Source organism: Rhizobium sp. PDO1-076 (genome assembly GCF_000247475.1).
In the GTDB taxonomy this organism is placed as follows: Bacteria; Pseudomonadota; Alphaproteobacteria; order Rhizobiales; family Rhizobiaceae; genus Allorhizobium.
In genome coordinates this window covers 1-9906 of the sequence record NZ_AHZC01000054.1, presented here as the reverse complement: position 1 = coordinate 9906, position 9906 = coordinate 1, and the positions used below count along the sequence as shown (strand labels likewise).

At 60.4% G+C, this 9906-nt stretch carries 7 protein-coding genes and 3 pseudogenes; 4 read left to right on the top strand and 6 right to left on the bottom strand.

What is annotated here, in order from left to right; genetic code table 11:
* Positions 1-447, top strand: a pseudogene (locus PDO_RS29390) (IS66 family transposase); the annotation flags it as partial.
* A gap of 65 nt (positions 448-512) precedes the next feature.
* Here PDO_RS29390 and ltrA read toward each other — a convergent pair.
* Positions 513-1733: a group II intron reverse transcriptase/maturase gene (ltrA, locus tag PDO_RS04695; RefSeq protein WP_244426346.1), complete on the bottom strand. Its 1221-nt coding sequence runs from the start codon at positions 1731-1733 to the stop codon at positions 513-515.
* 734 nt (positions 1734-2467) lie between these two features.
* Between ltrA and PDO_RS29385 the strand changes: the two are divergent.
* A pseudogene (locus tag PDO_RS29385) lies at positions 2468-2977 on the top strand (IS66 family transposase); the annotation flags it as partial.
* A gap of 5 nt (positions 2978-2982) precedes the next feature.
* Here PDO_RS29385 and PDO_RS04685 read toward each other — a convergent pair.
* Positions 2983-3333 carry a hypothetical protein gene (locus PDO_RS04685; protein WP_007598477.1) on the bottom strand — a complete coding sequence of 117 codons (351 nt, stop codon included), beginning with the start codon at positions 3331-3333 and terminating at the stop codon, positions 2983-2985.
* 687 nt (positions 3334-4020) lie between these two features.
* Between PDO_RS04685 and PDO_RS04680 the strand changes: the two genes are divergently transcribed.
* Positions 4021-4956 (top strand): recombinase family protein, encoded by a 936-nt coding sequence (locus tag PDO_RS04680; protein ID WP_007598471.1) that lies wholly within the window; start codon positions 4021-4023, stop codon positions 4954-4956.
* A gap of 1064 nt (positions 4957-6020) precedes the next feature.
* On the opposite strand, the gene PDO_RS04675 is transcribed toward PDO_RS04680, so the two are convergent.
* The 4 genes from PDO_RS04675 to PDO_RS04660 form a co-directional block, all read right to left on the bottom strand.
* Entirely contained in the window at positions 6021-6740 is a 720-nt protein-coding gene (locus PDO_RS04675; RefSeq protein ID WP_007598465.1) for a TniB family NTP-binding protein, read from the bottom strand.
* 193 nt (positions 6741-6933) lie between these two features.
* The gene (locus PDO_RS04670) at positions 6934-8316 is read right to left on the bottom strand and encodes a Mu transposase C-terminal domain-containing protein (protein WP_244426343.1); all 1383 of its coding nucleotides are present in this window, start codon (positions 8314-8316) and stop codon (positions 6934-6936) included.
* A gap of 474 nt (positions 8317-8790) precedes the next feature.
* A complete protein-coding gene (locus PDO_RS04665; RefSeq protein WP_007598463.1) occupies positions 8791-9222 on the bottom strand; it encodes a hypothetical protein in 432 nt (143 codons plus the stop codon).
* The gene (locus PDO_RS04660; RefSeq protein ID WP_007598462.1) at positions 9209-9487 is read right to left on the bottom strand and encodes a type II toxin-antitoxin system Phd/YefM family antitoxin; all 279 of its coding nucleotides are present in this window, start codon (positions 9485-9487) and stop codon (positions 9209-9211) included. Before PDO_RS04660 ends, PDO_RS04665 begins: the two co-directional genes overlap by 14 nt.
* Positions 9488-9564: 77 nt before the next feature.
* Here PDO_RS04660 and PDO_RS04655 point away from each other — a divergent pair.
* Positions 9565-9906: pseudogene (locus PDO_RS04655) on the top strand (integrase); the annotation flags it as partial.

Genomic DNA, 9906 nt, shown 5'->3' with positions numbered 1-9906 from the left:
TCGGCGCCCTTTGTGACGGTCGATAACACAGGCGCTCGCCATGCCAACCGCAACTTCCATACAACGCATATCGGGGGCGAGCATTTCACTGTCTTTCGCACGGCGCCGTCGAAGTCGCGGCTGAACTTTTTGGCTCTGCTGCGCGGCAACTATCAGGACTATGTTCTCAACGATGCCGCCTTCACATTCCTGGAAGACCGGCAGGTGGATCCTGCCCTTCTGGCGCAGTTGAACACGCGAGAACCGCGGCGGTTTGCCAATCAGGTCCCGTTTCTCGCGTATCTGGCTGAAAATGGTATCGACATTTTCGACAGGGACATAATCCGGCCGTTTGCCGAGGCCGGCATCTGGGGCGCCATCCGCCATCATGGTCTGGTCGGCAATACGGTGATCGTCTCCGACGATGCGGGCCAGTTCCGGGTCGGCACCCATGCCCTGTGCCGAGTAGGTGGGGACGTTACCATCCCCACCCCTCACAGACCCGGACGAGCGGATTTCCCGCATCCGGTTCCTCACAGTAGAGTTTGGCTGACAGTGGCGAACTTATGGACGATCCTAACTGGCGGCAGTGGATGTCGTTTGAGGATCTCGTTGAGGCGTGTCCACCGGACTACGTTTTGGCGATCTCGACGTGACAGCCATTTCTGCCATAACCTAACGACCTCATGAGCGAACCATCGCAAACGTCGACCATTGCCACCAACGCCATAGTAGGCGAAGTGGCCCCGCAGCATCGAGGAGAGGTGGCGATGCTGATCGCGGATCGACCAATGCCGATTTCGTCGGCACCAATCACTGACCGCGGCCAGCCCTCGAGCAAAACGGCCCTTGGCCGTGATTTGCATCACCATGTCTTTTCCTCTGCGCGACCGTCCCCATACGTGGGTCAGGCCAAGAAAGTCGAAGCTGATGGCGTCCGTTTCTGGATGCCGTGTTCGCTCCGTCTTTCGCGGGCGAAAGTCGATGAGCCGCGTCTTGTCGGGATGAAGCGTTAGCCCAAACCGTTCAAGACGCTTGCCCAGCACTGCCAAGACCCGTTGGGCATCGACAATATTGTCGAACGCCATCACAGCGTCGTCAGCGTATCGTGCGAGGGTGCAAGCTCCGCGGAGCCGTGGTCGGACCTCCGTCTCGAACCAGTCGTCCAGCACATGGTGCAGGAAGATGTTCGAGAGGCAGGGTGAGATCACACCTCCTTGCGGGGAGCCCATTGTCGTTCGGCGCAGGACACCGTCTTCGACGGCGCCTGCTCCCAGCCATTTGTCGATCATCCGTCGGATGATACCGTCCGTCACTCGCTGGTCGAGAAAAGCCCGGAGTTGAGAGTGCGGGATCGTGTCGAAATACTTGCGTATGTCGATATCGACGATCCAATAGAGCCGCTTACCCCACACCTCGCCCCGCAATGCGTGGAGCGCGTGATGGGCGGAGCGACCCGGTCGGAAGCCGTAGGAGCAGGGGTAGAAATCCTCCTCGTAAATGGCCTCCAGCACCATCGTGACGGCACGTTGCGCCACCTTGTCTTCAAAGGTCGGAATGCCGAGCATCCTTTGCGACCCGTCCGCCTTGGGTATGTATGCTCGCCGGACTGGCGGCGCACGATATCGGCCAGACTTGATGCGCCCCAAAAGGTCCAGAAGTTTGGCCTCAAGGTTCACTTCATAGTCTGTCGCTGTGACGCCGTCGATCCCGGTGGCACCGTCCTTGCGGGTGAGCCGGTAGGCCTCCTTCATCCATTCCAAGTCGATGACATGGTGGAGCGCGCACAGTGCCACACCCCGTTTCGTCCTCGCCAGATTGGCTATCCGTTGTCGGTTCGTAGACAGGTTTGTGGGGTTCAGTGTCCCCTCCCATGTTTCAGGTCAACGGTTCTCTACACATGACGCCTCCCTTCGCTCCGTCGGGTCCCGGTGAGCCCAGTTCCCCGACATCGCTGCTACTATGAAGGCGCTACGACTTCCCACTCACGCAGACCTGCTTCCTTATGGTTTCGGTCACAGGCTCCACACGCTCCTCCGTCGTTCGTGATCGCCAAGGCGCTCCCGAGCTGCGCGGAGGACGCAGCCCGAGCCTGGAACCATAGTCAGCCGGGGTTCCTTGTTCCGGCGTTCTCGCCCGTGGGCGCAAGCGGGATCTCTCAGGTTCCCTGGTCATCCCTCCCATGCCTTTGCACTGTTCCAAGACCCCGGCCGAGCTGAAAGGACCTCGTCTGTGACGGTCCTGCCAGTGCTGCCCCCGGGCCCAACAGACCGAAGGCTCTCAGCAACTACATGATTTCGGGGCTACCCCAAGGCTTCAACATCCGCTGTCTACGCTTCACGAGCGACGTTGCCGTCGCCCATGCAAGACTCGCTTCCGGCTGGCGGACTGCGCCTTTACCGGGAGGGGGTCGAACCCTCTGAATGACTTCGAAAGGTTTCAGGTTCTACATTCCATTCTCCTTTCCAGGGCTTGCCCTGACGCAAGCTGGGTCCACGCAGAACGGCTGCTGCACAAGCTGATGCCGGCGACGCCGAGCCAAGTGAAGCATGTCGAGACCCTGCGCGAACTCATCTGGCTCTTTTACAAGGCTCTGAAAGACTATCAGCGAAGACCGGATTCGCCCGCAGCCCACGGCCTTCAGGCACGGTTTGATCGGATTTTTTCGCTGCGCACCGGCTAAGATGACCTCGACAAACTGCTGGTTCGGCTGAAACGCCGCAAGGCAGAACTGCTGCGGGTACTGGAGCGGCCCGAAACCCCGCTGCACACCAATGCGTCGGAGAGAGATCTGCGTGGCTTTGTCATCAAGCGAAAGATTTCGGGCGGCACGGTCAGCCGTAACGGTCGTCAGGCTCGTGACAGCCTGCTCGGCCTGATGAAGACCTGCCAGAAACTCGGCCTGTCGTTCTGGCACTATCTCGGCGATCGGCTGGGGATCGGCACATCGCACGCACCCATTCCTGCGCTGGCCACGATGATCGTCGCCAGACCCTGAGCGCATCAACGGCGCTCGGGTTTGGGGAAGGCAACGACCTTGTTGGCGTTGTCGGACTGGACATGGCCGACTCTGTCGAGCACGTGGGTGCCGGTGAGCTTCAGCAGCGTCGGCGATACATTCCATTGCCGGTCATCCTCGGCATGCACCGTCACCGTCTTCTTGTTGCGCCGGATGACGATGCCACGGACCAGGACACCGCCAGGGCCTTCGAACATCACGCCGCTTCCGACCCTGATATCCTGCAGGGCTGCAGCGGTTCTTTGGTGATGCAGAAACTGCAGACGCTCGACGATGCGGGCGTTGAGTTCGATGAGGGTAGCCTCGTCCAGGCTGTCGATATCGATCTGCCGCATTTGCTCCGCCCTACCCTCCTGTTCGTCCCAAAGGCCACCATGCCAATCGCCCCACCAGCACGCAATGTCGTTCACGAATTTGCCCGCTATCAGGCACTGCCACCCAATCTGCCCCGCTTTCCCCGCTTACCCTGTCATGCTGATTTTCGCGAGATCGTAAGCCATTGAAATCATGGTAAATGATTTGCTAAAGGAAATCTATCTCGGCATTACGGTTCGCCACTGGATATAATGCTCTAGGCCACGCCTAGCCATCGATAACCACCAAGTATCGATAGTGATGGCTTTTGACGGGCTTGTCGCAACTGTCGGTCATCCTGGATCGGTGGAATGGCCTAGAAACGCGGGGTTTTCACGGCTTTTCTCGCCCTGGTTCGCTGGATTCTCACCTCAATTCGCCGGACTGCTCTTCCCGGCTCGTCGGATTGCGAGCGTCATCCCGGCCGCGAACGGGCTGTAAACCACCGAACGACCCTCTTGTCTCCCGCCGGCCCTCCCCAAACCCCGCAATTGGTGCATTTCGGCCATGCGAGCCCGCAGGCGCGTTTTGTCAGCTTTGCGATGCCTTGGACCAAACAACCCGTCCTTCGCGCTGTGCGAGGCTGCAAATCGATCGATAAAATACGCCTACAAAGGTTCCTTTTCTCACACATTGCATAACTGTAAAAAGTCGGTCAGAATCCGCTCATGTCTACGCCCTATAACAGCCCCTCCCCTCCCCCATTTCGCCGTCTTGTTGGCTATGCCCGTGTTTCGACCGAGGATCAGGTCAACGACGCCCAAGTCGATGAACTGAAAGCGGCCGGATGCCATGTCGTTCATGAAGAGCACGGATCTGGCGTGTCGCGCACGCGCCCGGTGCTGGCGAAGCTTTTACGCGAGATTGCGGCTGGTGATGTTCTCGTTGTCGTGCGGCTCGACCGTCTGGCCCGATCCGTCAGCCATCTCCTCGAGGTCATCGAGCAGTTGGAGAAGCGCGGCGTGCATTTTCGTTCGTTGCGCGATCCGATCGATACTTCGACCCCCCAGGGGATGTTTTCGTTGCAGGTTCTGGGCGCCGTCGCTCAGCTCGAGCGGACTCTGATCGCCGAGCGCACCAAGGCAGGGATGAAAGCCGCCAAGGCGCGCGGGCGGTTGGCGGGCAATCCGGGGCTGCGGGAGCGTCGGCCCGAGGCCGTCCGCGCAATCGCGGCCGCACGCCAGCGCGCCTATCTCGACGATCTCATCACGTCTGCACAGACCTGGTTGCCAACGGTGCGCCGGTTGCGGCCGCAGCACAGCTGGGACGACGTTGTGCGCATCCTCAATCGCAAGGGGCATGACTGGACAGTCGAACGGCTAAGGCGCGCCGTCCATCGTATGGTTGGCGAACGCATGGCAGAAGCGTCATTGATAAAGCGATCGCCAAAGCGGCCGCCGGAAGACCGGCTGATGACCCTTGTCGCTGGCATCGCCATCGCCGATCCGGATCTGACCCTGCTGGAAATCGGCCAACAGCTGGAGCGCATGCACGAGCGACCGCCACGCGGTGGACGGAAATGGCAAGCCTCTTCGATCAAGGCCTTACTGGATCGGGCCCGCCAGCTCGGTCTCGTGACTCCCGGTCCAGTGTCTGGCTCATGAGGCGGCCAAGTACACGGTCCCGTGACGCGCTGCTGGCGCTTTGAACACTGAGCCACTCTGCGGACATCAGGATCTTCGCGGCCAAGGCACGATATTCCGTATTGGATCGCAAGGCGATCGGCTTCTTTGGATGCTTCCTGCCATCAGGGGGTTTGTCCCGCGCCGCCCGGCCAGGAATTACATCGGCATCCAGTCGCGCGAACATAGCCAGCAGAAAGGGTGGCGGCGGTCCAAACCGTTGTCTCGCCCCTGCAAAGTCGAGCAGCTGCGCGACACCGATCAATGTTGCCGCGCGCCATGGAAGCGTCGCGGTGGCAAGGGGCGCCCGGCGATCCAAGGGCCTGCCGCTCCAGCCTGAGGGCAGAGCTGGGTCAAGCCATAGGATGAATGGTTTGCCATTCGCCTGAGAAAGAGCCCACAGCAAACGCGCGGCCCGCGCGATTTCATCCCGGCGATGGCTGCCGCAAGACACATCGACGTCGATGGCGGCCGAAATCTCTGCGGAGAGCGCCAGCAGGAAGTCGATCTTCGCAGGATCAGTCGCGCCAAACTCGGCGCGCGTGACAGCTGTCGAGCAAGCGCTGCAGATCAACCGCGCGCGTCCCTCGACGCAATGGAACCGAAATCCGGCACGGCCGAAGCAACGTCTGCAAAAATCCGCAAGCTCCTTTCGATGCCGGGAACAGGCCAACGCTTCCACATGAGACCAGGAGCAACGCACATAGTGATCCCGGTCGGCTTGCTCGTCCTCGCGCAGGCACAAGCGACAGAAAGCTTGGTGACGACGGTCGACGTGATACCAATCCAGAGGTCGTGTGAAACAGCGTCGAGCTATCTTCGCGATCCGGCATTCATCCATACGGCATGCCTTTGCCCAGAGGCTGATAATCGCGGCGTCGGGATCGAAGTCGCGCCGTTCGAACCCGTCGATGCTTTGACCGGTGCTTGGATCCAGCCAAAGTTCGAGTTCAGTCGCCGTGCACCCATAGCAACGCGCTCCTGCCAGCAGGAGAGCAATTCCTCATCGAGCGGTCGGGGCGCTACGGGAAGCAGCGGCATTGTCCTCATCTCCCAACTCGACGCTGCAAGCGCTTTTCGGCCTGTCGTGTCATGGTAACAAGCGGCAGAACGAGGGCGTCCGACATGAAACTTTCGGCCGTGAGATGCTCGCTGCCAGTACGGATCGCTTCGACCGCGACCGTCTCTATCAGGCGGAATATACGGACGGTCACACCATCGGTGCGGTCGAGGACACGGCTGCGAGCCGCGGCCGTTCCAAGCTCTGAGGGTCTGCGCAGCGGCAGAATTCCGCCGAGGCTCGTCAGAAGCTGGGAGAGATGGAGATCGTTCTGCCAGCGTTCGAGATGGAAAGCCTCGAAGCGCTCGGCAAGCTGCGCATCTGTCAATAGTGCCTGTCGGGCCAGATCCGTTCCGACGCAGATCAATGGGACTTTCAGGTCATTGGCAAGGAACCGCACGACATTGAGAAAAATTCGTTGTTGCCGAAACGTGCCCGCCAGCAGCGCATGAATTTCGTCGATGATCAGCATCCGGGCGCCCATGGTGCGAAGAAGCCTTCGGCAGATCTCTTTCTGCCGGTATGTGCTGTCGGTGGACGGCCCCGGCGCACCCAGCGCGTTTAGGAGCTCGCCATAGACGTCGCGTTCCAGCGGTTCGGCGGGCATCTGCATCGCAACGACCGGCATGGTCGTGATTCCCGTGCCTCCATCGAATGAGGCAGGATGGTCGCGCAGAAATTTGCGAATGATCTTGGTCTTGCCCATGCCGGTATCTCCGTAAATAAGCAGGCAGGGCATCCGGTCACGCGCGGGATACGACGCAGATCCTCAAGGCGCGCCAGTGCCGAGCCCGCTTGAGCGGTCTCAAGCCACCGATCTGCCCGGATCCAGGCAATGCGCTCGGCATCGCCCAAAGTGGCATGCCGCCGATAGGCGGGCAAAAGGTGCGCATAGTCGCTCAAGACCACTCCTCCACCGCCAGCGGAGGCAGATGACCCACCGGCTCCTCGTTGAGCTCGATTTCCAGATCGCCAGTCTCATTGTCTGTCGCTGTCAGCGACCGGTCACGACGCTCGACGCGGCATCTCATGACTTTGGTTTGCCGAACGGCCTCCTCCAATAGAGCGCGCTGTTCCGCAATCGTCTCGAAGATCAATTGCTCATCGGTCACCCTGACCCCGCGCTCCTTCAGCGCTGTGCGGGCCAGCCGGTGCTCGCCGAGCGTGATGCGCGGGCGGCTGAGATCAGCAAAGCGGACCGGCCAGTTCGTGCCGTCAGGCCCCTCCACGAACACCAACGAGATATCCCTTGGGTCGTACCTGATCCGCAGACGGGAAGCAGACCGACCGGCCCACGCGCTCAAGACGTCATCCCAGTAACGAAGCCCGAACAAATGCACGCCGTCGCGCCGGACGCTGCGCTCTTCGAAGGGTAAAAAATCCTGGAGAAACCGGTCGACGTCATGCGGCAAACGCAGGGGTTCCAGTCGTGCCTTAACGACATCGCCCCACATGGTGACCGGAGGCAGCAGCAGGCCGCGGTGAATTTCGGCATGATAACGTCCGACGATCTCGAGCGTGAGCCACTTCTCCAGCTCGTCGAGCGTCATTACGGCATGCTTCTCCGGATCATAGGAGCCACGCTCCGCTATATTGCTGGACGTCGTTCCCGGCAGGAGGTGTACGGCGCCCATCATGGTGCCGATCAGCCGTTCGATGTGCCCACCGTAATGTGGTCGCGCAACCGGTCTGTGAACAAGGGTGATGCCATGCTCGGCAGTCCCCCGGATCAATGCCTTTCCATGGAAGTCTCGCCCGTTATCGACATGGATCACGTCGGGAAGACCGAACACCGGCCACTCCGCCTTGATTTTCCGATCCGCGAGCCACCCCGTTTTTGGCATCACCATGTGCTGAATCACGAGCGCCACCGAAGCCGACGAGGGGCTTTCCAAACTGAGATAAAATCCGGCAACCATGCGGCTCGCGACATCGATTGCCAGCGTCAGCCAGGGTCTCTGGATCGGAAGGCAATGCACGGCATCGACAACAAACAGATCGACTTGCGTGTGATCGATCTGCACAATATGGAGGGCATGATCAGCACGGTATTCATGAACCACGGGTGAAAATCGCTCGCGGGCAGCCTTTTCCCCTTCCCTATCTCGCATCAGTGCCTTTGGCTCGGCGAGCGCGACACGGGCTCTTATCGCCTTCCACGAAGGCGCGCGCAGGCCATGGGCACGGCACAATTCCCGAACGCGATCGTGAAGGGCGGTGACCGATGGCTTTTCCCGCCGACGGTACGTGTCCCGCATCGCAGTCTCGATGATCGCTTCCATGTCTTGCGTCAGGCGCCGCCTCCCCCGTTCGGGGCCTGGATTGTGGTCGAGCAGCGAGCTCGTGACGGAAGACGTCCGATACCGACCGAGAAGCTCATAAAGACGTGCCCGGCCCAATTCCAGCTGGCGGCAAGCCAAGCCTACATCGGCAGGGGACAGTCGAGACTTCGATGCCAGAGGACGAATGACCGCCTCGCGCGCTACAGCTTTCAGCCAGACTGCATCGTTCACCACGAGCTTGTCCAGTTTACGGCTCATCGACGATCGCCCTCGCATTCAACCCGCAAATCAGGCTAAGATTCCACCGAATTAGGATGAGCAGTTATTGTTACAGGGCAAAGACATGCAGTCCGGCGATCCAGGAAAACTGACAGCGATAAAGTCGGGTCCAATCCCGGCCGCAGAGGACCCACTATGTCCGGGTGCAGAAACCAGTGGAACGGTCAGCGGTTAGGCGTCACCGCAGCATGGCCGTTATTCACTGCGTGCCGTCGCGCGATGACGTTGTCCTCGCGCCAGTTCGACAAAGCGGCGTTTGATCTCCTCAAACAGCGCCGGCGGCAAGGGACCAAGGTAGCCGGTCTCGGTGTCGATGGGCCGTACATCCGGCCCCGGCCAGACAAACCGGTTGCTTTCCGTCAAAACAATCCAGGATCGCTCGTCGTCCAGTCCGAGGCGCCTTTTCGTTGCTGGCGGGATCTCGATCGCGTCTCCTGGATCAGAGGGCGGCGTATGCGTGACCGGCAGAACCCGCACAGCGGGCGTTCCGTCTTCCGTGGTTTCAACGATCGCCAACACGAGCGCCGGGCGATCCTTGTCACCTTCCTCCCGGCCTTCGAGATGCTGCCAATGCCAGAGATAGGAATATCGGAAGACCCAGCCAACCTTCGGTTCAGTCGGCAGCATGCTTGCCCTTCAGCACTTCGAGATTGAGATGATCGAGACCGGGCTCCATTGCCGAAGCTTCAATGGCGGAGAGTTCCTCGTCGCCGAGCGCCGTCGTCAGTTCCACCCGCCGATCCCGTTTCGCCAGGCGGAGGTAATCCTCATAGGCGATCAAAACGGTGCGCGGCCGGCCGTTCTTGGTAATGATGACAGGCTCGCGAACAGCCGCATCCTGATAGGCCCCGAAATTCTTCGAAACCGCCGCAGCGGTAACCGTCGATGTCATGGCAGAACTCCTTTGTTCCGGAATATACGGGATTTCCGGAACATTTGCAAACACACGTCGGAAATGGGGCAAACCAGATGACGCAGCAATCCCCGACCACCCCTGCTGGCAACCAGGCTGTCCTGAAGCGCGCCGAGGAACTGGACGCGCTTGACGCCATACTTCCGTTCGATCGCCGCGACCAACTGGCCGAGCTTCTCACTGACGAGGATGTCGCGACGCTCAAGCATCTGGCGCAAGAGGGCATGGGCGACAACACCATGCGGGCGCTGGCCTCCGACCTCGCCTATCTTGAGGCCTGGTGTTCTGTTGCCACCGGCGCCCTCCTGCCTTGGCCGGCGCCGGAAAGTATGCTCCTCAAGTTCGTCGCGCATCATTTGTGGGATCCCATCGAGCGCGCCGACAATCCCGAGCAAATG